Raw genomic sequence first — 22295 nt, 5'->3', positions numbered from 1 at the left:
CCGTCATGTCCCGCGCGTCCACTGCTGGTTGGTGCCTCCGTTGCAGGTGTACGTGATGATCGCGGCGGAGTTGGCGGTGGACGCGCCGGACACGTCCAGGCACTCGCCGCTGGCGCGGGCCCTGAGGGTGACGTAGGAGCCCGAGGTGACCACGGACCACTGCTGGGCGGTGGCGCCGGTGCAGTTCTCCTGGGTGACGTCGGAAGCGTTCTCCTGCAGGCACAGGGAGCTGCCGCGGCCCATCAGCTCGTAGTAACCGGTTCCCAGGTCCTTGAACCACCACTTCTGGTTGGTGCCGCTGTTGCAGGTGTACTGGCTGATGGCGACGCCCTGCCACAGGGACTGGTTCGGTACGTCCGCGCACTTGCCGCTGTGGCGCGCGACGAGCGTGTTGTACGTGGCGCTTGCGCCGCCGACGGTGCCGGCGGCCGTGTCGACGGTGACCTCCGGGTACCAGGACATGGACATCGTGGTGGAGGTGGGGAAGGTCAGCGGCAGCCACACGTAGCGGGAGTCGTTGACGGTGCCGCCGAAGGAGTTGCCCCACCGGTCGCCCATGTACAGGTAGGAGGTGCCCGAGGTGCCGGTGACGGGCAGGACGTAGGCGGTCTGGGAGTTGTAGGCCGTGGAGTCGCCGACGTTCGACCAGGACGTCCAGGGACCCGAGAGGCTGGTGGCGGTGGCGTACTGCTGCTGGTTGGCGCTCCAGCCGGTGGCGCCCGAGGTCAGCATGAAGTAGACGCCGCCGCGCTTGAACAGCGCCGGGGCCTCGCGGTGCCCGCCGGGCCAGGGGTTGGCGACCAGGCTGTCGATGCCGGTGTAGTCGGCGGTGAGCCTGTAGATGTGCAGGTCGTAGTTCTCGTTGGCGGCGGAGACCATGTAGGCGGTTCCGTCGGTGTCGACGAACGTCGTGATGTCCCGGGACATGTACTGGCCGAGCGGCTGGAAGCTGCCCTGGTAGGTGTAGGTGCCGTCGACGGTGTCGGAGACGGCGACGGCGGCGCGGGCCTGGCTGTAGTCGACGCCGTTCTCCTTGTGCATCCACATCACGAACTTGCCGGTGGAGGCGTTGTAGACGACTTTCGGGCGCTCGATGTAAGCGGTGCCCAGTTCGGAGGCGGAGGACTGGCTCAGGACGTGGTTCCTGAACTCCCAGTTCTTCAGGTCGGTGGAGCGGTAGGCGTCGACGTACCTGAAGGTGTTGTCGGAGTTGCGGTCCTCGCCGAACCAGTAGTAGTAGGAGCCGACCTTGATGACACCGCCGCCGTGCGCGTGCACGACGTTGCCCGACGTGTCCGTGAACTGGGTGCCGTTGGTGATGGTCTGGGCCGCGGCCTGGGCGGGCCCGGCGGTGACGAGGGCGCCGAGCAGGCCCAGGCAGAAAGCGAGCACGACGGCGTACGCACGTCTCATCTCACGCACTCTCCTTTACGTCGGTCGGCCGCTGAGCCGGCCACGGGGATGCCGAAGTCGGGTGTGCCGTCCGGGTTCCAGCCAAGCTTCTGGATCCCGGTGTGGCGGTTGGGGTCGTTCAGGGGATCGCCGGTGATCTCCTTGTACTGGCGGGCGTGGTAGATGAAGAGCCGTACTTGGGGGCCCTGGAGGGTCCACGGGTTCGCCATCTCCGACAGCCACGTCTCCCAGGCGGTCTTGATCCGGCCCTTTTCGGTCCAGGTTCCCTGGAACCGGTCGTGGTCGGCGTTCTCCAGGACCCCGATGCGGATGTCCCACACGCTCTCGGTTTCGGGCGCGGAGGCGAAGTAGACGTACCACTTGCCGCCCATGCGGTGATGCGGTCGTACTCGGGGACGGTCGCGGTGAAGTAGGAGTGACCGTCTGCGTGGCGGTGGATGTAGGGGTGGGGCCGGCCGCGGGGTTCGGGGCGGCGGCGGTCAGGGTGGGGGCCCACGCCAGGGCGCCCGCGGCCATGGCGGCTCCCTTCGGCGTCAGCCGACGGGTGGGGGGGTGAGGGTCTGGGGGCAGGTCGTCATCGCGGCTCATACGGCGTGCCTCTCGGAGGGATGTTCGAGATGTCAAACAGCATCTGCCATGACGAACGCCGAAAAGGTAAGGGCGTGGAAGGGGGAGGTCAACGGGTCTGACGCGACGAACAGAGAGCGCTTTCACCCAGGTGCTCGCGGCGGAGGCGGGTGGCGTTGCCCCGAGGAGTGCGGGCGGGCTTCGCGTCAGCGTCCGCTGGGCGCCTCGGGAAAACCCAGCTGTGGCGCGAGCGTTCGCGCCTCGGCGGCCCAGCCGGCGAGGAAGGACAGGGCCAACCCGCGCTCCCGGTAGCGGAGTTCGGCCGATACGCTGCGTGTGCCGCCGTAGTCCACCTGCTCCTCCCCCGCCCTGGCCAGCATCAGCGCGGTGAGCCAGTCGTACTTCACTGCCGAGGCGCAGACCCCGAGCCGGACCAGCCGTTCCTCCCCGCGCCAGCCCCCCTCGCGCAGGCCCCGCAGGTACGCCTCATAGGCCGCCGCCGCGTACGCGGGCAGGCGCGCGGCCGGGACGAAGAGGTCGAAGACGGAGTCGGGGAGGTAGTTCCCGAGATCCTCGCCGAGCGCGCCGTCTCCGGTGAACGCCCAGTCGAAGAGCACGCTTTCGCGTCCGTCACCGCGGACGTTCGCGGGCCAGTGGTCGAGGTGGCCGAGTGTGCGGGGCAGCGCTTCCATGATCTGCAGGAACCACTCCCGGTCATGGTGGAGGCGGACCGTCTCGTGACGCAGGCCGGGCGGGAAGTGGTCGCGGACCAGGGGCTGTTGCCAGGCCTCGGCGTCCTCCAGGAGTTCCTCGCCGAGCGTGTTGCTGCCGACGTACTGGCGCAGGAAGCGGCGGGTCAGCCACGGCCGGTCCGTCATCGGCACGGCCGCCTGGGCGGCGCCGAGCCGGCGGGCGTGCTCGATGTGCCGGGCGAGCGGCCAGGCGGTGGCCGGCTGACCCGCCACGTCCTCCAGCCACAACGCGACGTCCCCGTCGGGCCGTTCGACGCAGGCGAGCAGGCGGGGCGCGCGGATGCCGTACGGCTGCCAGAGCTGCGTGAGCCCGGACTCGTACGCGTGCGCCTCGCGCCGCCAGTAGTTCCAGTGCCGCGGGTCGTCCGAGGCGACCCAGCGGCCGGTGGCCTTCTTGCGGCGGGTGAGCACCTTCAGCACGGCGGAACGGCCGTCGCGAGCAGGGTCTTTGGAGGTCACTCGCCAAACGCCCGCGGTGACACCGTTCTTGGGGTTGTGCACGAGGGGCTCGGAGACGGTTTCGCCCGTGCCGAGCACCTCGCGCGCCTCCGCGCGCTCACAGGCGTCCGCGAGTGACCTTTCAGGCATGGCCCAAGGCTAGAACGCGGATGATCTCCGCCGCTCCGCCCACGAGAACTCCGGTGCCCTGCTCCCCCGCCCGGGCGACGGCGGTGATCGTCGCCGGGTTGCCGAGCGAGTCGCCCATGTCGGCGGTGACCCTGGGGACGCCCCGGCGGGCCAGACGGGCGGCCAGGCAGGCGGTGCTGTTGGCGTTGGCGACGTCCTCGGGGACGCCGATCGACGGGGCGAACATCCGGGCGGCGACGCGGCCTTCGGGCGTCGGCGCCGAGTGGACGTAACAGCCGAGCAGGCCGAGCCGGTCGCACGCGGCGCGGAGACGGGCGGTGTCCGGGGTCAGGGCGGCGACGGCGGAACGGGTCGGCAGTGGGACCAGGAGGCGGGGCCTTCCGAGGGTGGCGACGACACAGCCGGGGGTGCTCGCGTCGATGCCCAATGCGGTGAGGACGTCGGCGTGTTCGCGTCCCTCGGGCTTTCTCAGGCCGATCGGGGCCGTGGTGAAGAATGCCTCGAACCCCTCGTGCCCCCGGGTGGCCCGGCCCTCCAGCTCGCCCGCCACCGTCCGCAGCGTCACCTCGTATACGGCCTGCCCCGCACCCCCGGCGCCCCCGTCCCGCTGAGCGAGCACCGCGAGGGCCGCGACCGTGCCGTGCCCGCAGGCGGGCAGCTCGCCCTCGGCCGTGAAGAAACGCAACGAGACCGGTCCCGCGCCGTTTCGCGACACGAACACGGCGTGCGAGGCGCCCACCGTCACGGGCACCCGGCGGCGTTGCTCGTCGCTCATCGGCACCTCGTCCAGCACGGCGGTCGGACTGCCCCCACGGCCGTCCCGCCGGCACGCGTGCACGAGGGTCACGTCGATGTCATGGCCGCCTTCGGCGGAACCGACGGCTCTCGGCTCGATCACGGGAACAAGCGTAAGGGGGCTACCGGGGCGGGCCATGGGTCAGACGGGCCATGGGTCAGGCGGACGAACCGCTCAGGCGGCCGGCGCGACCCCCTTCACCGGCGTCCGCGCAGCCACACGTACACCGGAATCCCGGCCAACAGGAACAGCACTCCCTGGTACACGGCCGCGTCGCTCGCGCCCGCGATCAACCAGAAGGAGGACGCGAAGGAGAGGGGGGCGACGATCAGGTTGCGCGGGTCAGACGGGCCGGGCGGACGCGTTCGCGGGTGCCGCGGGCCAGCCGGTACAACTGGGTGGCGGCGGGCAGGGCGAAGTTGCCGCCGCCGATGATGTTTCCCATGACGAGAGCGGTGGCGGCGAGACCGAAGGCGCGTCGGCCTACGGCGGGAGCGGCCGGGTCCGCAGCCGGGTCCGCGGCGGGGTCGGGGGACGGGGCGGCGGCCTGGGTGGGGCTGGTTGCGGTGATGGCGGTTCCGTTGCAGGGGACGGGGAGGGCGTGATCGCGACCCGTGTCCCACATCCTGGGCGATCTGTTCACGTACTGGACATACACGGCTGGTGCGCGGCCGTTCGCCTAGCCTCGTGGCATGACCAGCGACACCCCCATCCCCCTCGCCGACGCTCTCGCCGCCGGCACGGTCGTGCTCGACGGCGGCATGTCCAACCAGCTCGAATCCGCCGGGCACGACCTGAGCGACGAGCTGTGGTCGGCGCGGCTGCTCGCCGAGCGGCCCGAGGCGATCACCGAGGCGCATCTCGCCTATTTCGAGGCGGGCGCGGACGTGGCGATCACCGCCAGCTACCAGGCGACCTTCGAGGGCTTCGAGAAGCGTGGCATCGGGCACGAGCGGGCTGCCGAACTCCTCTCGCTGAGCGTGGAGTTGGCGCGGGAGGCGGCACGGCGGGCCGGTGCGGGGCGGCCGTTGTGGGTGGCGGCCTCGGCCGGTCCGTACGGGGCGATGCTGGCGGACGGCTCCGAGTACCGGGGGCGGTACGGGCTGAGCGTGGCCGAGTTGGAGGCTTTTCACCGGCCGCGCCTGGAGGTGCTGGCCGCGGCGGCTCCGGACGTTCTCGCGCTGGAGACGGTGCCGGACGCGGACGAGGCCGCGGCGCTGCTGCGGGCGGTGCGCGGGCTGGGGGTGCCGGCGTGGATGTCGTACACCGTGGACGGTGAGCGCACGCGGGCGGGGCAGCCCCTGGAGGAGGCGTTCGCGTTGGCGGCCGAGGTGGACGAGGTGATCGCGGTCGGCGTCAACTGCTGTGCTCCGCGGGACGTGGAGCGCGCGGTCGAGATCGCCGCGCGGGTCACCGGCAAGCCTGTCGTCGTGTACCCCAACAGCGGGGAGGCGTGGGACGCGGAGGCCCGGGCGTGGAACGGGCGCTCGACCTTCACGCCGGAGGAGGTCACGGGGTGGCGGGAGGCCGGAGCGCGCCTGATCGGCGGGTGCTGCCGGGTCGGCCCTCAAGCGATCGCGTCCCTCACGGAGACGCTGAGCGGCGTGAGCTGAGCGGCGTGAGCTGAGCCGCGCGGATTGAACGGCGTCGGCCCAGCGGCGTGAGCCGAGCCGCGCGGATGGAGCGGCGTGAGCCCAGCGGCGGGTGTCTCGAACGGCGTGCGCCGCGCCGATTTCCGTGCCGATACGGCGCGACGCTCGCCGTCGGCAACCGGCTCCCGTACCGTTTCCGCAGTTCTCGTGCGGGCCGGAGCACGATCCGGGACGTCGCCGTGCGTGCCGGTGTCTTCGCCTTGGCGGTGTCGCGGGTGCCCGGCGGGGTGCATCCGGTGCGTGCGGCGACCCGGGAACGGGTGCTGCGGGCGGTGCGCGAGATGGATGGAGTACGTCGCCGACGCGCACGCCGAAGCGGTCGCCGGGGTCCGCACGCCCGCGCTGGCATTCTGCGCCCGCGACCTGCGTCCGGCCCTGACGACGGTCCACGTGCCCTACGAGGAACCAGGCCGGCTCGCCGCGCGCACCGCGCTCGGCCGCACTCCGGAAAGCGCGGCCGAGCAGCTGTGCCCGGGCACGCACGTGGTCGCGTGGGACTCGGTCGCGGCGCCGGCCCGACAACCGGCGCCGGATGATCGGCTGAGTGCCTAGGTAACCGGTTCAGTCACTGCCCGGCCAGATGACGGTACGGCCGGCTCAACGCTCCGTGACCCCTCGCTCGGTTCACTGCCGCCGGACGGCGCCGGGCAGGCGCAGCCGCCGTACCACCGACCGCAGCTGCGGATCACGCTCGGCGGTCACGGGAGCGGCGGTGGCCGCCTGCGTGACGGCGTCCACCGTCCACAGTGCGAGCTCGGCGTCTCGCGGACCGAACACCGTGCGCGGCGTCTCCGCGTCGAAGATCCGCACCGGGTGTGTGGCGTCCCAGGCTTGCCATCCGGGATCCCCGTCGGTCGCGAACCGCACCCACGCCCCGTGCATCGCGTCGGCGAGCTCCTGCGGGGCCCCCTCGCCCGCCAGCCGGGCGGACTCGGGGACGTCGCCCGTATCGAAGACGAAACCGAGTTCGAGAGCGTGGCAGGCGCCGAGGGCGGGCAGGTTGGAGGGCCAGGCGAACTCGTAGACGTACGACGACCCGGGCCGCGCGTCGGCCAGGCGGTGCAGCGGGATGCGCAGCAGGTGGTCGGTGACCATCTGGCCGACGATCTCGGCGGTGCCGGCGCCGGGGTGCAGGGCGCGGTAGCCGCGCGGAACCTCGGTGCCGCAGTGGCAGCGGGCCATGGCGCCGGCGAGGGCGACCGCGCCGAGCCGGTCGACGCGTTCCAGGAGGCCGCCGGGGACGAGCCAGAGGCGGTACTCGTCGCGGGTCCAGCCCATCAGCAGCTCGACGTCCTTGGCGGCGTCGCCGTCGACCAGGGCCTGGAGGGGATCACGGGGTACGAGGTCGCCGTCGACGACGATCCCGAAGGACGGGCCGCCGAGCACCGGGCTGCTGAGCCGGCCCACCTCGGCCTGGGTGCGCAGCAGCAGCTCGCGGTCGACCTCGGCGAAGGCGGCGGCGGTGGCGGGGATCTTCAGCCGGGTGGCCATCCGGCGCACCATCCGCCGTACCTTGTCCCTGTCGAACGCCTCGGGCGGTCCGCTCTGCAGCACCGCGCGCCGCACCAGCCCCTGCGCCTGCGGGGCGGCGAGCAGGGCGCCGGCGCTGATCGAACCGGCCGACTGGCCGCACAGGGTGACGCGGTCGGGGTCGCCGCCGAAGGCGGTGATCGCCTCGTGCACCCAGCGCAGCGCGGCGAGCTGGTCGCGCAGGCCGGGGTTGGCGGGGGCGTCGGGGAAGAGTCCGTAGCCCTCGACGCCCAGCCGGTAGTTGACCGAGACGCAGACGACGCCGTCGCGGGCGAAGGTGCGCCCGTCGTACACGGGCACGGCGGACGAACCCCTGGTCAGAGCGCCGCCGTGCAGCCACACCAGGACCGGGAGCCGGGCACCGGGGCCGGGCTCGGGTGTCCAGACGTTGAGGTTGAGGCAGTCGTCCCCGGGCACGACGGGGTCCGACAGGTACTTCTCGAAGGCTTCGGAGTACGGCGGTTTCGGCGGCGTCGGCCCGAAGGAGCCCGCGTCGCGCACGCCGTCCCAGGGCTCGGGCGGGACGGGCGGCCGGAACCGGCGGGGGCCGAAGGGGGGCGCGGCGTACGGGATTCCCCGGAACACCGCGACGCCGTGTTCGTACCGTCCGCGCACGGCGCCGTACGGCGTGCTCACCACGGGGTCTGTTCGGACTGCTGCCGTCATACGCCCACCAGCCTCCTCACCGCGCTACTGCACCGGTAACACCAGAGCACCACAGGGCGCCGCGGTATTCCGGCGCAGAGCGCGATTCGACCGCTACTCGGGGGAGACGGTTACGGTGCGTATGCGGTTACGGGCCGACGAAGTCGTAGGACATCTGTGAGAGACCTACTTGTCGCCCAAGGGCGATACCGCGTTCGAAGTTTCGAAAGTCCACGCCGCTCAAGACCTGCGAAGTCCGACCTCTTCCCGAGGAATTGTCGCGACCCTAGGGTAGGAAGCGCTTACTACTTCCGCGCTGGTCGAAACTTTTCATGGCCCTCGGGCGGGCCGGAGAGGTGGTTTCCCGATGGTCCGTTCCGGGAGTGCGAGCGTGGCTGCCGGGCCGACGCTGGCCGTGGTGGCCCGCGAGGCCGGGGTGTCCGTGCCGACCGCGTCCAAGGTGGTCAACGGCCGCGAGGACGTGGCGCCGGAGACGCGCCGCCGGGTCACGGAGGCGCTGGACCGCCTCGGCTATGTGCGCAGACCCCGGTTCGACGCGGCGAAGGTGCCGGGGCTGGTGGACCTCGTCGTGCACTCGCTCGACACGTCCTGGTCGGGGGCGGTGCTGCACGGGGTGGAGGCGGCGGCGCACGACGCCGGGCTGGAGGTCGTCGTGTCGGCGGGGCTGACCCGGACGCGCGGCGGGCGACCGGAACGCGGGTGGCTGGACAAGCTGATCGCGCGCGGCTCGTCGGGGGTGCTGTTCAACCTGGCCGAGCTGACGCCGTCGCAGTACGCGTGGCTGGAGCAGCACCGCATCCCGTTCGTGATGATCGACCCGGTGCTGGAGCCGCCGCCGGGCGTGGTGTCGGTGGGCGCGGCCAACTGGCAGGGCGGCGTCACGGCGACCGAGCACCTGCTCGCCCTCGGCCATGAGCGGATCGCGGTCATCGCCGGTCACCAGCGCAAGATGTGCAGCAGCGCCCGGATCGCCGGGTACCGTTCGGCGCTCGCCTCGGCCGGGGTGCGGCACCGTCCGGAGTACGTGCGGCACGCCGGTTTCGACGAAACCGTCGCCCACCGCCGCATGCTGGACCTGCTCGACCTGCGCGAGCCGCCGAGCGCGGTGTTCGTCTGCTCGGACCGCATGGCGCTCGGCGTCTACCAGGCCCTGGCCGAGCGGGGGTTGCGTGTCCCGGACGACATCAGCGTCGTCGGTTTCGACGACCTGCCCGAGTCCCGGTGGCTCGCCCCCGCCCTGACGACCGTCCGCCAGCCGCTGTCGGAGATGGCCGCCACCGCCCTGCACCTGCTGGTCCGCATGATGGAGGGCGACCGCCCCGAGAGCACCCGCACGGAGCTGTCGACCCGCCTGATCCAACGGGCCAGCACGGCACACCTGTGAGGCCGGCTCACGTGGTGGAAGCGGCCGTTCGCGCGGCCCAGACGATCCCGCCCGCCAGATGGGCGCGGAAGGCGGGGTCGGCGTAGGCCTCGCGGGCATGCCCGAGGGCGGTGTAGAACACGCGTCCCGCACCCTGCTCGCGGCACCAGGCCAGAGGGTGGTCCTCGCCCATGCCACCGCCTTCGTACGACGACTCGTCGGCCCGCAGCAGGACGTGGACCGTGTCGCGGGGGTTGGTGCGGAAGTCGTACCACTCGTCGGTGAAGTCCCAGACGGCGGGCAGGTGCCGGGTCGCCGGATGGTCACGGTCCTCGACCAGGGCCTTGCCGGGCTGGAGTTGCGGGTGGCGGGCGAAGCGGGCACCCAGCAGCCGGCCGTAGTACGGCCATTCGTACTCCGTGCAGGCCGCCGCGTGCACGCCGACGAACCCGCCGCCCGCCTCGACGTGGGCCGCCAGCCGCTCCCGTCCGGCCGCGGTGAGCACCTCACCGCTGGTGGACAGGAAGACCACCGCGGCATAGCGGTCCAGGGGCGCCTCCAGGGCCGCGGGGTCCTCGGTGTGGTCGATCTCGAAGCCGCCCAGGGCGCGCAAGGCCGCCACGGCGGCCGGGATGGAGTCGTGGCGGTAGTCGGTGGTGCGGGTGTAGACGAGCAGTCGCGGGGCCATGGTGCCCACTGTGCCACCCGCGCGGGTACACCGAGCGCCTCGCTTCGGTGGCCACTCAACAGAGGCGTCTGTCGGGTCCGTTCGGTCTCTCCGCTGCGCTGTCCGCACCCGGCGTTGCGCGGGCCGGTGTGCGGGGTGGCCGTACAGGGTCCCGGGGCCGGGTCTCCGAGTGGCGGGTGCTGAAGCCCGTGGTGGACGGCATGCCGCAGACGGCGCGGGACGGGCCGCAGTCGCGTCTGTTCCTCACCGCGGAGGAGGGCACGGACGACCGGGCGGTACGGCGCGAACTGCCGGCCGCCGCGGATGTCTTGGCGCGGCAGCCGGTGAACGAGGTCGAGGCGTGCGGGGTGCACTGCCGCGGGGTGCACTGCCGCGGGGTGCGCGGTGACGAGTTCACCCCGGCCGGCGACGACGGCCTGGAGCCGCCACGGCCCACGGAGTTTCGTTCTCGACCCCGGACCGGACGGACGGACCGGCCGCCGGCGCTCTCCGGGGCTGCGGGACTCGCTCACAGCGGCGCCCGCTTCCCCGCCGCCGTGCGCGCCGGCTCCGGACAGGCGGTGCTCACCCATCCCGAACTGGTGCTGCCCCCACGGGTTTCGGCGCATGCTCCACGACGGCCCGGCCGAGACGTGGGCGCTGCCGTACAGGGACGAGGACGGGCATCTCCCGTACGACGACTGGGAGTTCGCCCGCCCGCCGCACAGGTGTTCCATTGCGGGTGGGTGCTGCGTAGCCTCGACTGAGATGAACGCGATTCCCCCGCATCTGGACCATCTGGTCCTCGCGACCCCCGATCTGGCGGCGACGGTCGCCGACTTCACCCGGCGCACCGGGGTGTCGCCGGCGCCGGGCGGCGCCCATGTCGGACTCGGCACGCGCAACTACCTGGTCTCACTGGGCGGTTGCAGCTACCTGGAGATCATCGGGCCGGACCCGGAGCAGGCGGATCCGGACGGCGAGCGGCCCTTCGACGTGGACGAGCTGGCCCGTGCCCGCACGGTGACCTGGGCGATCAGCCCACCCGACCTGGACGCGGCGGTCGCGGCGGCCCGGTCGCGGGGGTACGACCCCGGTGACGTACGGGCGATGGGCCGCCGCCGGCCCGACGGCACGGTGCTGCGGTGGCGGCTGACGGACGGCGACACCGCGCACCCCTCCGGCCTCGTGCCCTTCCTCATCGACTGGGGTTCCTCGATCCACCCGACCGCCTCGGGACTGCCCGTCACCCCCCTGCTCTCGATGTCCGCCAGCGCACCCGACCCGGACGAACTGCGGCCACTGCTGGCGGCCGTGGGCACCGAACTGCCGCTCAGGCGGGGCCCGGTGAACCTCACCTTCACGGTCGACACCCCGCGCGGACCGGTCACCTTCGCCTGACCACGGCGGACACCACCGCTCCCGACGCGCGTCCCCACCGGCCGCCGCCCGACACCCGCCGCCCCGGGAATGTCCGATTCCTTCAAGACCGCCCTCCACCACCCCGCCTACGGTGGCCGCATGACTCCACGATTCGCCGTGATCGGCCTGGTGGCCTCCGACATGGCCGCCTCGCTCGCCTTCTACCGCCGCCTCGGCCTCGCCTTCCCCGCGGGCTCCGAGGACCAGCCGCATGTCGAGGCCGAACTGCCCGGCGGACTGACCCTCGCCCTGGACACCGAGGAGACCATCCGCTCCTTCCACGCGGGCTGGCAGCCGCCGAGCGCCGGCGGACGCGTCTCCCTTGCCTTCCGGTGCGCGTCGCCCGCCGAAGTGGACGCCCTCTACGACGATGTGGTGGGCGCCGGGTACCACGGGGAGCTCAAGCCGTGGGACGCGTTCTGGGGCATGCGGTACGCCGTCGTGCACGACCCCGACGGCAACGGCGTCGACCTGTTCGCCCCGCTACCGCAGTAGCGCGCCGAGCGGCGTCCCGGCGAGCTCCTTCACCTCCCGCGCCAGATGGGCCTGGTCGGCGAACCCGGCCAGGGCCGCCGTCTGCGCGAACGGCACGCCGTCGCGGGCGAGCCCCAGCGCCCGTTGCAGCCGCAGCACGCGGGCCAGCGTCTTGGGCCCGTAGCCGAACGCGGCCAGGGAGCGCCGGTGCAGCTGCCGGGCGCCGAGCCCGAGTTCGTCGGCGACCGCGCCGACGGAGCGTCCGGCGGCGAGGGCCGCCACCAGCCGTCGGAGCAGCGGGTCCGCCGGTCCGGCGCCGGCCGCCAGCCACACCGCCGCCTCGTCCAGCCCCGTCGCCGGATCCCGCGCCGCGTTCACTCGCGCGGTGAGCCGCCGGGCCCGGGCGGCGGGCCACAGGTCGTCGAGCGCCACGCGCCGGTCGAGCAGGTCGCGGGCCGGAAGACCGAGGAGAGCGGGGGCGGTCCCCGGGTAGAAACGGACGCCGGCCCACGTGCCGGAAGCGTTTTCGCTCAGATAGGCCCGCGTGTCGGGCCCCGCGACGAGCAGCCGTCCGTCGTGCCACAGCAGATCCATGCACCCGTCGGGCAGCACCCGCCCGACGCCGTCCTCAGCGGGCGTGTTCGTCCACACGACCGCCCCACCGAGCCGAGACGCCCTTTCGGTGTACACCCGGACCAGCGTACGCGCCCGGACGAGAGCCCACCCGGACCAGCCCCCCGACCGGCCACCGGCACCGGTCGGCCGGCGGTGTCTCACGGCTCCTCGGGCTTGTTCGGCGGGTGCGTGTGCGTGCTCTTGACGTGCGTGCGCAGGCGCGACGTCACGTCCTCCGGTGGCAGGAAACGCGACCAGCGTTCCGGGAACTCCGACGGCATGTCCGGATCGTCGGGATCGGTGTCGAGCCCCGCCGCCGTACGGGCCACGTGCTCGGCCAGCTGGGCCTCCCGCAGCCGCTCGTTCGCCGCGCGCGCCGCGGCCGTGGCGGCGGCCGGCCACACCCGGTCGATCGCCGCGTTCACCGCCGCGCCGACCAGCACCGCGAAGGCGGACACGCCGATCCACAGCAGGACGGCGACGGACGCGGCGAGGGAGCCGTAGATCGTCGCTCCCTCGATGGTGTGGGTGATGTAGATGCGCAGCAGGAAGCTGCCGAGCACCCACATCGCCAGGGCGACCAGGGCGCCGGGGACGTCCTCGATCCAGGGCGAGCGCACGGGCACGGACACGTGGTAGAGGGTCGTCAGGAAGACGACGGACAGGATGATCACCACGGGCCAGTACAGGACTTGGACCAGCGTCTCCGACCACGGCACGATCCGCACCACCGCGTCGGGGCCCGCGACCATCAGCGGCAGCGCGATGGAGCCGATCAGCAGGGCCACGATGAACAGCAGGAACGACATCACCCGTGTCCTGACGATGCCGCGGACGCCGTCGAGGCCGTACATCACCGTGATGGTGTCGATGAAGACGTTCACCGCGCGCGATCCCGACCACAGGGCGAACAGGAAGCCGACCGAGATCACGTCGGGGCGGCCGCCCTTGACCACGTCGTGCAGGATCGGCTGGGCGATCTCGGTGACGCCCTTGTCGGACAGGACGGTGCGGGAGGCCTCCAGGATGTTGTTCTCGAGGCTGGTGATGGTGTCCGTGCCGGTCCAGTCGTCGACGTAGCCGAGCAGGCCGATGAGGCTGAGCAGCAGCGGGGGCACGGACAGCAGGGTGAAGAAGGCCGCCTCGGCGGCGAGGCCGAGGATGCGGTACTCCATGCACGAGTTGACGGTGTCCTTGAGCAGCAGCCAGGCGGTCCGGCGCTTCGAGACGTTCCGGTAGAGGGCACGCGCGCGGTGGAGACGACCGGAGGGCCGCTGAGGGGATTCGCTGGCTTGCTGCACGCCCTAAAGGTATCCGCCGCACGTGAGTGCACTCATCCCCCGCCCCGCCTGCTCACGCCCGCCGTGAGCGGGTTCCTCCCGGACGCGGTGCGGACACGGTGCGGAACCGGTTCGGACACCGTGCTGACGCGGTTCTCCGCCGGACGCCGAAACGCGCGGATACGGTTCAGGCCGTGGCGTGACCCCCACCCCACCCCGGGGTACGTTCGCGGCATGGCACGCAGCACCCACACCGTGACCAACCAGCCCCCACCCCTGACCGGCTACGACGTGTACAGCGCCGACCAAGCCCTGACCTCCGCCGTCACCCGGCACCTGCCCCCCGACCTGCTGCCCGAGGTCCGGTCCGAGCTCAGCGCCCTCGGGCGCGCCGCCGGCTCGGCCCAGGTGCAGGAGTGGGGTGTGCAGGCCAACGACAACCCGCCCCGGCTGCGCACCCACGACCGCCACGGCCACCGGGTCGACGAGGTCGAGTTCCACCCGGCCTGGCACCGCCTCCTCGGCAAGGGCGTCGCCGCGGGCCTGACCGCCGCCTGGTCCCGTCCCGCCGGCCACGTCCGCAGGGCCGCCGCGTTCCTGGTGTGGACGCAGGTCGAGGCCGGCAACCTCTGCCCGCTGTCGATGACCCACGCCGCCGTCCCCGCCCTGCGCACCACCCCGGACCTCGCCGCCACCTGGGAGCCGCGCCTGACCTCGATGGTCTACGACCGCGAGCTGCGCCCGGCGCACCTGAAGGCCGGCGCCCTGTTCGGGATGGGTATGACGGAGAAACAGGGCGGCAGCGACGTACGCGCCAACACGACCGCGGCCACGCCGCTCGCCGAGGAGGGGACGTACGAGCTCACCGGGCACAAGTGGTTCTGTTCGGCGCCGATGTCCGACGGTTTCCTGGTGCTCGCGCAGGCCCCCGGCGGGCTCACCTGTTTCCTCGTGCCGCGTGTCCTCGACGACGGTTCCCGCAACGTCTTCCTCCTGCAGCGTCTGAAGGACAAGCTCGGCAACCGGTCGAACGCCTCCGGCGAGGTCGAGTTCGACGGCACCTGGGCCCGCCGGGTCGGCGAGGAGGGGCGGGGGGTGCGCACGATCATCGACATGGTCGCGGCGACCCGTCTGGACTGCGTGCTGGGTTCGGCGGGTCTGATGCGCCAGGCCGTCGCGCAGGCCGTGCACCACTGCGCGTACCGGGAGGCCTTCGGTGCCAGGCTCCTCGACCAGCCGCTGATGCGCAACGTGCTGGCCGATCTCGCGCTGGAGTCGGAGGCGGCCACCACCCTCGCCCTGCGGCTCACGGCCGCCTGCGACGACGGCGGTGAGCAGGAGCGCGCGCTGCTGAGGATCGCCGTACCGGCCGCGAAGTACTGGGTGACCAAGCGGTGCGCGCCGCTGGCCGTGGAGGCCGCGGAGTGCCTGGGCGGAAACGGTTACGTCGAGGAGTCCGGGCTGCCCCGGCTGGTGCGCGAGTCGCCGCTCAACTCGATCTGGGAGGGCGCCGGGAACGTCCAGGCCCTGGACGTGCTGCGGGCCCTGCAGCGTGAACCGCAGGCGCTGGACGCCTATCTCCAGGAGGTCGGCAAGGCCCGTGGCGCCGACCACCGCCTCGACGGCGCGATCAAGAACCTGCTGACCGAGCTGGCCGACCTCGACCGCGTCGAACCCCGGGCCCGTCGCCTGACCGAACGCCTCGCCCTGGTCCTGCAGGGCTCGCTCCTGGTCCGCCACGCCCCGCCCGAGGTGGCCGACGCCTTCTGCGCGGCCCGCCTGGGCGGCGACGCGGGCGCCGCCTTCGGCACCCTGCCCCCGACCCTGAACCTGAAGGCGCTGGTGACCAGGGCCCGCCCCGTACAGGAGACGTAGAAGGAGCCCGGCCGCAACGGGCTTGAGGGGTTTGGGCCGCGTCGGCGCGTCCGGCCCCGCACGGGACCCCGCGCCACCGGCCCGACCGTCGGAGGCAAGGGGTGGTGCTGCGCCGACACGGCACCACCCCCGCCACATCGGCCCATTTCAGAGCCGCAGACGCCGCTCGGGACGGCGTCGCTCAAGTTTCAACGAGTCCCGATCCGTTCACCAGGGTTGCAGGGGGTTGCAACTTGCTGCTCTCTGTGGACTGACCGTGTCCGCCCGACAGGGACGAACGGCAGTATGAGACTGACAGTCAGTGACGCCCTTCCTCCAGGAGGCCCCGTGGCCCTCTCGCCGACGGACGTGACGCAGCTCGCCGTGGTCGACACGGCTCGTGCGGCGCGGGTACTCAGCGAGGTCCGCTCCGCCGCGCTCTCCGGACAGCGCGCCCCGGTGGCGCCGCGCCCGGTGATCGAGCAGTCCTGGGAGCGGATGCTGCGCAGCGGCATGGACCCCGAGCGCGACCGCCGGTCCGGGCTGCTGCCGGCCGAGGAGGTGCGGCGCCGGCGTGAGCGGTCGGCGCTGCGGCACGTGCTGCCGGTGCTGCGCGAGGGTCTGCTGTCGGTCGCGGACGTCGCCCACCACATCATGGTGGTCGCCGACGAGGACGGCCGGGTGCTGTGGCGCGAGGGCAGCGCGGCGGTGCTGCGCCGGGCCGACGGGCTCGGCTTCGAACTGGGCGCCGACTGGCGGGAGGAGGTCGTCGGCACCAACGGCGTGGGCACGCCGGCGGTGGTGCGCCGGCCGGTGCAGGTCTTCGCCTCCGAGCACTTCGTGCGCTCGCAGACGACGTGGACCTGCGCGGGCGCCCCGATCACGGACCCGCGCGACGGACGGCTGCTGGGCGTCGTGGACGTCAGCGGGCCGCTGGAGACCATGCATCCGGCCACGCTGGCGTGGGTGGACTCGGTGGCCAAGCTCGCCGAGTCCCGGCTGCGCGAGCTGCATCTGGCCTCGCTGGAGCGGCTGCGGGCGGTGGCGGCGCCGGTGCTGGCGCGGCTGGGCGGCAGGGCGCTGGCGGTCGACCGGGACGGCTGGACGGCCGCGGTGACCGGGATGCCGTACACGCACCGCGTGGTGCTGCCCAAGGCGCTGTCGGCGGGCCGCCGATGGCTGCCGCCGCTCGGTGTGTGCGCCGTGGAACCGCTGACCGAGGGCTGGTTGATACGGCCCTGCGACGAGCCGGTGCCGCCGGGCGCCACCCGGATCGCGCTGGATCTGACGCAGCCGCGCCGCTGGTCGGTGACGGTCTCCGGGTACGCGGGGTCCTGGAGTCACGAACTGAGTCCGCGGCACGCCGAGTTGCTCTACCTGCTCGCCGTGCACCGCTCGGGGCGCAGCGCCTCGGAGCTGGCCGAGGACGTGTTCGGGGACCCGGCCCGTACGGTGACGGTGCGGGCCGAACTGTCCCGGGTGCGGCGGTATCTCGGGGGGCTGCTGGAGCATCGGCCGTATCGTTTCTCCGAGGACGCCGAGGTCGAGGTGCTGCTGCCGGAGAAGCCCGGACACCTGCTGCCGCACTCCACCGCGCCGGCGGTGGCCAGGGCCCGTACGGGCGCCGTCGAGCTGTGATGCCGCGACGAGTTCCGCATATTTGCAGGGTCTTCGTCCGCAGCCGGGCCCGACTGCCGTAGCATCCTCTACGGGCCACCCCACCTGCTCCTTTGGTCAACCCTCGGACCATTGGCCGCAGTTGGTCCGCCTCGGGAGGTTCAATGAAGCATCGTGGCAGACACCGCAGGCGAAAGCGCGGCGCAGCGCTGCGCGCGTTCCTGGCCGGCACCGCCCTGGCGCTCACCGCCGCCGCCACCATGATCAGCGCCTCGCAGGCGACGGTCGGCGACACCCCCGGCGCGCTCAAGCCGCTCGCCGAGTCCGCCGGGCTCCGCGAGAGCCTGGTGCCGCAGACCACCCTCGACCGGCTGTCCTCCGCGATGGGCCGCCCGGTCGGCGTGCGCACCCTCCTCGCCGAGTCCGACCGCTCCCTGCGCCTCGCGGACGGCTGTACGGCCGCCGAGCGCACGGCGCTGCCCGTGGAACCGGCGGCCACGCGCGCGTACTGCTGGGACGCCGCCGACACGCGCGGCTGGACGGCCGGCGCGGTCACCTCCTCGGGCGACGCGGACGACGACGGCCACTGGGGCACGGACCGGGTGCTGCTGTCCGGCTGGAGCCACGACAGCGGCACGGCGGGCCGCGCCGGGGTGGCCCGGGTCGCCTTCGTGAACGCCGACGACGCCGCCCGGCTCACCTACACCTGGGCGCTGCTGGCCGTCCCGGTCGACGGCGGCCGTGACTACCGCGGGCTGACCTCGGCCGTCTCCGGCATGGTCTGGTACCAGAGCAAGCTCCTGGTCAGCGCGGCGGACGGGGTCTACGTCTTCGACGTGCGCCGCATCCAGCGCGCCTCCGTCGACCGTGGCAGGATCGGCCGGGTGCACGGCGGCTTCGCGGCGTACCACTCCCGCTTCGTCCTGCCCGCCGTCGGCGCCTACCGGCCCGCCTCCGCCGCCGCGAGCCCCGCGGCGCTCTCGCTGGACCGCAGCACGGCGCCCGACAGCCTGGTGGCGAGCCAGCGGGTGCCCGCCGACGGTTCGCGGCACACCCGGCTGTGGCGCTACGCCTTCAGCAGGGACCCGGCGCGGGCCGGTCTGCTGGCCACGGACGCCGCCGGGAAGGCGGTCGCCGACGAGACGTACGAGACGAAGGCGACCGGCGTCGCGGGCGTGCTGTCGTACCGCTCGGGCTGGTTCCTCAGCCGCAGCGCCGAGACGCGGGACGAGCACGGCAGCCTGTGGCGGCAGGACCGGGCGGGTGCGAAGGCCACGCGGTGCGGCTCGGACGACAGCCGGCAGTGCTGGAGCCCGCGCGCCGGGGCTCTGTCGTACTGGGAGGAGACCGGCGAGCTGTGGTCGCAGTCGGGCCGCGTGCTGTTCGCGTTGCCGCTGACCTCCGTCGACAGGTCGCTGGGATAGCCGGCCGGTTCCGGCTCGATCGACAGATCCGCGGCGTGGGTGATTGTCTGACGGGCATGACGCACATCCCCGTGACCACCTGGTCCCTGGAGCAGACGGCCCCGACCGACCTGCTGCCCGCGGCGGCGCCCGACGGCGACGTCCGGATCGTCCGCTCCGAGGTCCCCTCCCCCGAGTTCAGCCGTTTCCTGTACGCCTCCGTCGGCGGCGACATCCGCTGGGTCGACCGGCTCGGCTGGACGTACGCCCGCTGGGAGGAGCACCTGGGGCGGCCGGGTGTGGAGACGTGGGTGGCGTACGAGCGGGGCACGCCGGCCGGGTACGTGGAGCTGGAGCCGCAGGACGACGGGGCCGTCGAGATCGTCTACTTCGGCCTGATCCCCGCCTTCCGGGGCCGCCGCATCGGTGGTCACCTGCTGTCGTACGGTGCCGCCCGCGCCTGGGACCTCGCCGAGCGCTGGCCGGCGCTGGCGCCGACGAAGCGGGTGTGGCTGCACACCTGCAGCCTGGACGGCGAGCACGCCATGGACAACTATCTGCGCAGGGGGTTCAAGGTCTTCGACACCAAGGTGGAGGAGCAGGCGGAGGTCGCCGCGCCCGGGCCGTGGCCCGGCGCACGTCCGGTCTGAGCCACCCGCCGCGCAGGTCGTCCGCCTGACCGGCGCATAGCTTGTCTGACCTGCGCGGACAAGACCGGCGGCGGACGATGTGATCGACGCCACCCTTGTCCCACCCTTCGAGACAAGGGTGTCCGCATCATGGACGAAGCTGGACTGTGTCCAGATCGCCGTGACACGCTTCCGTCATGTCTGGAACTGGAATTGCCTTGGTGAGTCGGCGGCACGTCGACCTCGGCCGCATGTCCAGCGCCATCTGTCCGGCGCGCTGAGAGCCCTCCCGCGCCCGACAACTCCTGCCTTCTCCTCTCCTGTTGCGCAACGTCGCGCACGTATGCCCATGCGCGTGTACGCGCAGGTCAGAGCCGCTTTCCGCCTGTCCCGAAGGACGTAATCACCATGGCCGCCACCCCGCAGAACCCTGCCGCCGCGACTCCCCGCCGCAAGGTGAGCCGTCACCGGGGCGAGGGCCAGTGGGCCGCGGGGCACTACACCCCGCTCAACGGCAACGAGCAGTTCAAGAAGGACGACGACGGTCTCAATGTGCGGACACGCATTGAGACGATCTACTCCAAGCGCGGCTTCGACTCCATCGACCCCAACGACCTGCGCGGCCGGATGCGCTGGTGGGGGCTGTACACCCAGCGCAAGCCCGGCATCGACGGCGGCAAGACCGCGATCCTGGAGCCGGAGGAGCTGGATGACAAGTACTTCATGCTGCGCGTGCGCATCGACGGCGGCCGGCTGACCACCGGGCAGCTGCGCGTGATCGGCGAGATCTCGCAGGAGTTCGCGCGCGGCAGCGCCGACATCACCGACCGGCAGAACATCCAGCTGCACTGGATCCGCATCGAGGACGTGCCGGAGATCTGGGAGCGGCTGGAGGCCGTCGGGCTGTCCACCACCGAGGCCTGCGGCGACTGCCCGCGCGTCGTGATCGGCTCGCCGGTCGCCGGGATCGCCGAGGACGAGATCATCGACGGCTCCTGGGCCATCGAGCAGATCCACGACCGGTACATCGGCAGCAAGGAGTTCTCCAACCTGCCGCGCAAGTTCAAGACGGCGATCTCCGGCTCGCCGCTGCTGGACGTCGTGCACGAGATCAACGACGTGGCGTTCGTCGGCGTCGAGCACCCCGAGCACGGCCCCGGCTTCGACCTCTGGGTCGGCGGCGGACTGTCCACCAACCCCAAGCTCGGCGTGCGGCTCGGCACCTGGGTGCCGCTTCAGGACGTGCCGGAGGTGTGGGCCGGTGTGGTCGGCATCTTCCGGGACTGGGGCTACCGGCGCCTGCGCAACCGGGCCCGCCTGAAGTTCCTGGTCGCCGACTGGGGCGCGGAGAAGTTCCGCCAGGTGCTGGAGGACGACTACCTCAAGCGGAAGCTGGCCGACGGTCCCGCCCCCGCCGAGCCCGTGGGCCGCTGGCGCGACCACGTCGGCGTGCACCGGCAGAAGGACGGCCGTTTCTACGTCGGCTTCGCCCCGCGTGTCGGCCGGGTCGACGGCGCCACGCTCACGAAGATCGCCGAGGTCGCCGAGGCGCACGGCTCGGGCCGGGTGCGGACCACCGTCGAACAGAAGATGATCATCCTCGATGTGGCGGAGGAGCAGGTCGAGCCGCTGGTCGAGGCCCTGGAGGCGCTGGACCTGACGGCCAAGCCGTCGCCCTTCCGGCGCGGCACCATGGCCTGCACGGGCATCGAGTACTGCAAGCTCGCCATCGTCGAGACCAAGCAGCGCGGCTCCACGCTGATCGACGAACTCGAGCGCCGCATCCCGGACTTCGACGAGCCGATCACCATCAACCTCAACGGCTGCCCGAACGCCTGCGCGCGCATCCAGGTGGCGGACATCGGTCTCAAGGGGCAGCTGGTCCTCAACGACCAGGGCGAGCAGGTCGAGGGCTACCAGGTGCACCTGGGCGGCGCGCTGGGCCTGGACGCCGGGTTCGGCCGCAAGGTGCGCGGTCTGAAGGTCACCTCCGAGGAGCTGCCCGACTACGTCGAGCGGGTGCTGAGGCGGTTCCAGGCCGAGCGCGAGGAGGGTGAGCGGTTCGCCGTCTGGGCCGCCCGCGCGTCCGAGGAGGCCCTGTCGTGAGCGAGCGGGCCGCCCCCTTCTACTGCCCCTACTGCGGCGACGAGGACCTGCGTCCGTCCGAGCAGGGCCACGGCGCGTGGGAATGCGCCGCGTGCAACCGGGCTTTCCAGTTGAAGTTCCTCGGGCTGCTGGCCCGGGGCCTTCAGCACACCGAAGCAGGGGGAGACGAGATATGACCGCGGTGAAGGAAGAGCGTACGACCGAGGACCTCAAGGCACTCGCCGAACAGGCGGGCCGCGACCTGGAGGACGCCAGCGCGCTGGAGATCCTGCGGTGGGCGGCGGAAACCTTCGGCAAGCGCTTCTGCGTGACCTCCTCGATGGAGGACGCGGTGGTCGCCCACCTCGCCTCCCGCGCCATGCCCGGCGTGGACGTGGTGTTCCTCGACACCGGCTACCACTTCCCGGAGACCATCGGCACCCGCGACGCGGTCGAGGCGGTGATGGACGTCAACGTCATCACCCTCACCCCGCGCCAGACGGTCGCCGAGCAGGACGCGCAGTACGGCCCCAGGCTGCACGACCGCGACCCGGACCTGTGCTGCAAGCTGCGCAAGGTGCAGCCGCTGGAGCAGGGTCTGACCGGCTACCTGGCCTGGGCGACCGGTCTGCGCCGCGACGAGTCCCCGACCCGGGCGAACACCCCGGTCGTCGGCTGGGACGAGAAGCGGCAGAAGGTCAAGATCTCCCCCATCGCCCGCTGGACCCAGGACGACGTGGACGCGTATGTCGCCGAACACGGCGTCCTGACCAACCCGTTGCTGATGGACGGCTACGCCTCCGTCGGCTGCGCCCCCTGCACCCGCCGGGTGCTGGCGGGCGAGGACGCGCGCGCCGGCCGCTGGGCGGGCCGCGCCAAGACCGAGTGCGGGCTGCACGAATGACCGCGAATGCCCCTGTGG

At 72.5% G+C, this 22295-nt stretch carries 22 protein-coding genes and 2 pseudogenes; 15 read left to right on the top strand and 9 right to left on the bottom strand.

Annotated features, from left to right (window positions below; all coding sequences use genetic code 11):
* Positions 1-3: 3 nt before the first annotated feature.
* The 5 genes and pseudogenes from ACYF6T_RS13630 to ACYF6T_RS13610 all read right to left on the bottom strand — a co-directional run bounded on the left by ACYF6T_RS13630 (position 4) and on the right by ACYF6T_RS13610 (position 4759).
* Entirely contained in the window at positions 4-1413 is a 1410-nt protein-coding gene (locus tag ACYF6T_RS13630; RefSeq protein ID WP_461696261.1) for an RICIN domain-containing protein, read from the bottom strand.
* Positions 1410-2001: pseudogene (locus ACYF6T_RS13625) on the bottom strand (glycoside hydrolase family protein). The gene ACYF6T_RS13630 and the pseudogene ACYF6T_RS13625 overlap by 4 nt, the downstream one beginning before the upstream one ends.
* A gap of 185 nt (positions 2002-2186) precedes the next feature.
* A complete protein-coding gene (locus ACYF6T_RS13620) occupies positions 2187-3320 on the bottom strand; it encodes an aminoglycoside phosphotransferase family protein (RefSeq protein ID WP_461696260.1) in 1134 nt (377 codons plus the stop codon).
* The gene (locus ACYF6T_RS13615; protein ID WP_461696259.1) at positions 3313-4218 is read right to left on the bottom strand and encodes a PhzF family phenazine biosynthesis protein; all 906 of its coding nucleotides are present in this window, start codon (positions 4216-4218) and stop codon (positions 3313-3315) included. Before ACYF6T_RS13615 ends, ACYF6T_RS13620 begins: the two co-directional genes overlap by 8 nt.
* A 226-nt stretch (positions 4219-4444) precedes the next feature.
* Positions 4445-4759 (bottom strand): hypothetical protein, encoded by a 315-nt coding sequence (locus tag ACYF6T_RS13610; RefSeq protein WP_461696258.1) that lies wholly within the window; start codon positions 4757-4759, stop codon positions 4445-4447.
* Between the two features lie 49 nt (positions 4760-4808).
* Here ACYF6T_RS13610 and mmuM point away from each other — a divergent pair, with 49 nt between their 5' ends.
* The 3 genes and pseudogenes from mmuM (at position 4809) to ACYF6T_RS13595 (ending at position 6320) form a co-directional block, all read left to right on the top strand.
* The gene (gene mmuM / locus ACYF6T_RS13605) at positions 4809-5729 is read left to right on the top strand and encodes a homocysteine S-methyltransferase (RefSeq protein WP_461696257.1); all 921 of its coding nucleotides are present in this window, start codon (positions 4809-4811) and stop codon (positions 5727-5729) included.
* Between the two features lie 65 nt (positions 5730-5794).
* A pseudogene (locus ACYF6T_RS13600) lies at positions 5795-5995 on the top strand (hypothetical protein); the annotation flags it as partial.
* 58 nt (positions 5996-6053) lie between these two features.
* Positions 6054-6320 carry a hypothetical protein gene (locus ACYF6T_RS13595; RefSeq protein ID WP_461696368.1) on the top strand — a complete coding sequence of 89 codons (267 nt, stop codon included), beginning with the start codon at positions 6054-6056 and terminating at the stop codon, positions 6318-6320.
* Positions 6321-6392: 72 nt separating this feature from the next.
* On the opposite strand, the gene ACYF6T_RS13590 is transcribed toward ACYF6T_RS13595, so the two are convergent.
* Complete coding sequence (locus tag ACYF6T_RS13590) at positions 6393-7964, bottom strand: carboxylesterase/lipase family protein (RefSeq protein ID WP_461696255.1); 1572 nt, start codon at positions 7962-7964, stop codon at positions 6393-6395.
* Positions 7965-8310: 346 nt separating this feature from the next.
* On the opposite strand from ACYF6T_RS13590, the gene ACYF6T_RS13585 reads away from it, so the two are divergent.
* A complete protein-coding gene (locus tag ACYF6T_RS13585) occupies positions 8311-9348 on the top strand; it encodes a LacI family DNA-binding transcriptional regulator (RefSeq protein ID WP_461696254.1) in 1038 nt (345 codons plus the stop codon).
* 7 nt (positions 9349-9355) lie between these two features.
* On the opposite strand, the gene ACYF6T_RS13580 is transcribed toward ACYF6T_RS13585, so the two are convergent.
* Entirely contained in the window at positions 9356-10015 is a 660-nt protein-coding gene (locus tag ACYF6T_RS13580; protein WP_461696253.1) for a ThuA domain-containing protein, read from the bottom strand.
* 47 nt (positions 10016-10062) lie between these two features.
* On the opposite strand from ACYF6T_RS13580, the gene ACYF6T_RS13575 reads away from it, so the two are divergent.
* The 3 genes from ACYF6T_RS13575 to ACYF6T_RS13565 all read left to right on the top strand — a co-directional run bounded on the left by ACYF6T_RS13575 (position 10063) and on the right by ACYF6T_RS13565 (position 11911).
* Positions 10063-10761 carry a DUF5954 family protein gene (locus ACYF6T_RS13575; RefSeq protein WP_461696252.1) on the top strand — a complete coding sequence of 233 codons (699 nt, stop codon included), beginning with the start codon at positions 10063-10065 and terminating at the stop codon, positions 10759-10761.
* A 1-nt stretch (position 10762) separates the two neighbouring features.
* On the top strand, positions 10763-11395 hold the full coding sequence (locus ACYF6T_RS13570) for a VOC family protein (protein WP_461696251.1): 633 nt from the start codon (positions 10763-10765) through the stop codon (positions 11393-11395).
* A gap of 120 nt (positions 11396-11515) precedes the next feature.
* On the top strand, positions 11516-11911 hold the full coding sequence (locus tag ACYF6T_RS13565) for a VOC family protein (protein ID WP_461696249.1): 396 nt from the start codon (positions 11516-11518) through the stop codon (positions 11909-11911).
* Here ACYF6T_RS13565 and ACYF6T_RS13560 read toward each other — a convergent pair.
* Together ACYF6T_RS13560 and ACYF6T_RS13555 are read right to left on the bottom strand one after the other, a co-directional pair.
* Complete coding sequence (locus tag ACYF6T_RS13560) at positions 11900-12580, bottom strand: helix-turn-helix domain-containing protein (RefSeq protein ID WP_461696248.1); 681 nt, start codon at positions 12578-12580, stop codon at positions 11900-11902. The two genes, ACYF6T_RS13565 and ACYF6T_RS13560, sit on opposite strands and share 12 nt — an antisense overlap.
* Positions 12581-12663: 83 nt before the next feature.
* A complete protein-coding gene (locus ACYF6T_RS13555; protein WP_461696247.1) occupies positions 12664-13806 on the bottom strand; it encodes a YihY/virulence factor BrkB family protein in 1143 nt (380 codons plus the stop codon).
* 213 nt (positions 13807-14019) lie between these two features.
* Between ACYF6T_RS13555 and ACYF6T_RS13550 the strand changes: the two genes are divergently transcribed.
* The 8 genes from ACYF6T_RS13550 (at position 14020) to ACYF6T_RS13515 (ending at position 22277) form a co-directional block, all read left to right on the top strand.
* Positions 14020-15660 (top strand): acyl-CoA dehydrogenase family protein, encoded by a 1641-nt coding sequence (locus tag ACYF6T_RS13550; protein WP_461696246.1) that lies wholly within the window; start codon positions 14020-14022, stop codon positions 15658-15660.
* Between the two features lie 327 nt (positions 15661-15987).
* Positions 15988-17277 (top strand): helix-turn-helix domain-containing protein, encoded by a 1290-nt coding sequence (locus ACYF6T_RS13545; protein WP_461696245.1) that lies wholly within the window; start codon positions 15988-15990, stop codon positions 17275-17277.
* Positions 17278-17420: 143 nt separating this feature from the next.
* Positions 17421-18680, top strand: coding sequence for a hypothetical protein (locus tag ACYF6T_RS13540; protein ID WP_461696244.1), 1260 nt, complete (start codon positions 17421-17423; stop codon positions 18678-18680).
* Between the two features lie 56 nt (positions 18681-18736).
* Complete coding sequence (locus ACYF6T_RS13535) at positions 18737-19309, top strand: GNAT family N-acetyltransferase (protein WP_461696242.1); 573 nt, start codon at positions 18737-18739, stop codon at positions 19307-19309.
* 176 nt (positions 19310-19485) lie between these two features.
* Complete coding sequence (locus ACYF6T_RS13530) at positions 19486-19569, top strand: putative leader peptide (protein ID WP_310591794.1); 84 nt, start codon at positions 19486-19488, stop codon at positions 19567-19569.
* A 127-nt stretch (positions 19570-19696) separates the two neighbouring features.
* On the top strand, positions 19697-21394 hold the full coding sequence (locus ACYF6T_RS13525; RefSeq protein WP_461696240.1) for a nitrite/sulfite reductase: 1698 nt from the start codon (positions 19697-19699) through the stop codon (positions 21392-21394).
* Positions 21391-21570, top strand: a complete 180-nt coding sequence (locus tag ACYF6T_RS13520; RefSeq protein WP_461696238.1) for a hypothetical protein — start codon at positions 21391-21393, stop codon at positions 21568-21570. The genes ACYF6T_RS13525 and ACYF6T_RS13520 overlap by 4 nt, the downstream gene beginning before the upstream one ends.
* Complete coding sequence (locus ACYF6T_RS13515; protein WP_461696237.1) at positions 21567-22277, top strand: phosphoadenylyl-sulfate reductase; 711 nt, start codon at positions 21567-21569, stop codon at positions 22275-22277. Before ACYF6T_RS13520 ends, ACYF6T_RS13515 begins: the two co-directional genes overlap by 4 nt.
* Positions 22278-22295: the final 18 nt, after the last annotated feature.

The organism is Streptomyces sp. 7R007, from assembly GCF_054850255.1.
The sequence above is the reverse complement of the archived record's forward strand: the minus strand, read 5'-3'. Positions and strand labels throughout refer to the sequence as shown.

Excerpts from the sequence above, each read along its gene's own strand:
- ACYF6T_RS13630 (WP_461696261.1), bottom strand. The coding sequence starts at position 1,413 with ATGAGACGTGCGTACGCCGTCGTGCTCGCTTTCTGCCTGGGCCTGCTC.
- ACYF6T_RS13620 (WP_461696260.1), bottom strand. The coding sequence starts at position 3,320 with ATGCCTGAAAGGTCACTCGCGGACGCCTGTGAGCGCGCGGAGGCGCGC.
- mmuM (WP_461696257.1), top strand. The coding sequence starts at position 4,809 with ATGACCAGCGACACCCCCATCCCCCTCGCCGACGCTCTCGCCGCCGGC.
- ACYF6T_RS13595 (WP_461696368.1), top strand. The coding sequence starts at position 6,054 with ATGGAGTACGTCGCCGACGCGCACGCCGAAGCGGTCGCCGGGGTCCGC.
- ACYF6T_RS13590 (WP_461696255.1), bottom strand. The coding sequence starts at position 7,964 with ATGACGGCAGCAGTCCGAACAGACCCCGTGGTGAGCACGCCGTACGGC.
- ACYF6T_RS13585 (WP_461696254.1), top strand. The coding sequence starts at position 8,311 with ATGGTCCGTTCCGGGAGTGCGAGCGTGGCTGCCGGGCCGACGCTGGCC.
- ACYF6T_RS13580 (WP_461696253.1), bottom strand. The coding sequence starts at position 10,015 with ATGGCCCCGCGACTGCTCGTCTACACCCGCACCACCGACTACCGCCAC.
- ACYF6T_RS13570 (WP_461696251.1), top strand. The coding sequence starts at position 10,763 with ATGAACGCGATTCCCCCGCATCTGGACCATCTGGTCCTCGCGACCCCC.
- ACYF6T_RS13565 (WP_461696249.1), top strand. The coding sequence starts at position 11,516 with ATGACTCCACGATTCGCCGTGATCGGCCTGGTGGCCTCCGACATGGCC.
- ACYF6T_RS13550 (WP_461696246.1), top strand. The coding sequence starts at position 14,020 with ATGGCACGCAGCACCCACACCGTGACCAACCAGCCCCCACCCCTGACC.
- ACYF6T_RS13540 (WP_461696244.1), top strand. The coding sequence starts at position 17,421 with ATGAAGCATCGTGGCAGACACCGCAGGCGAAAGCGCGGCGCAGCGCTG.
- ACYF6T_RS13535 (WP_461696242.1), top strand. The coding sequence starts at position 18,737 with ATGACGCACATCCCCGTGACCACCTGGTCCCTGGAGCAGACGGCCCCG.
- ACYF6T_RS13530 (WP_310591794.1), top strand. The coding sequence starts at position 19,486 with ATGTCTGGAACTGGAATTGCCTTGGTGAGTCGGCGGCACGTCGACCTC.
- ACYF6T_RS13525 (WP_461696240.1), top strand. The coding sequence starts at position 19,697 with ATGGCCGCCACCCCGCAGAACCCTGCCGCCGCGACTCCCCGCCGCAAG.
- ACYF6T_RS13515 (WP_461696237.1), top strand. The coding sequence starts at position 21,567 with ATGACCGCGGTGAAGGAAGAGCGTACGACCGAGGACCTCAAGGCACTC.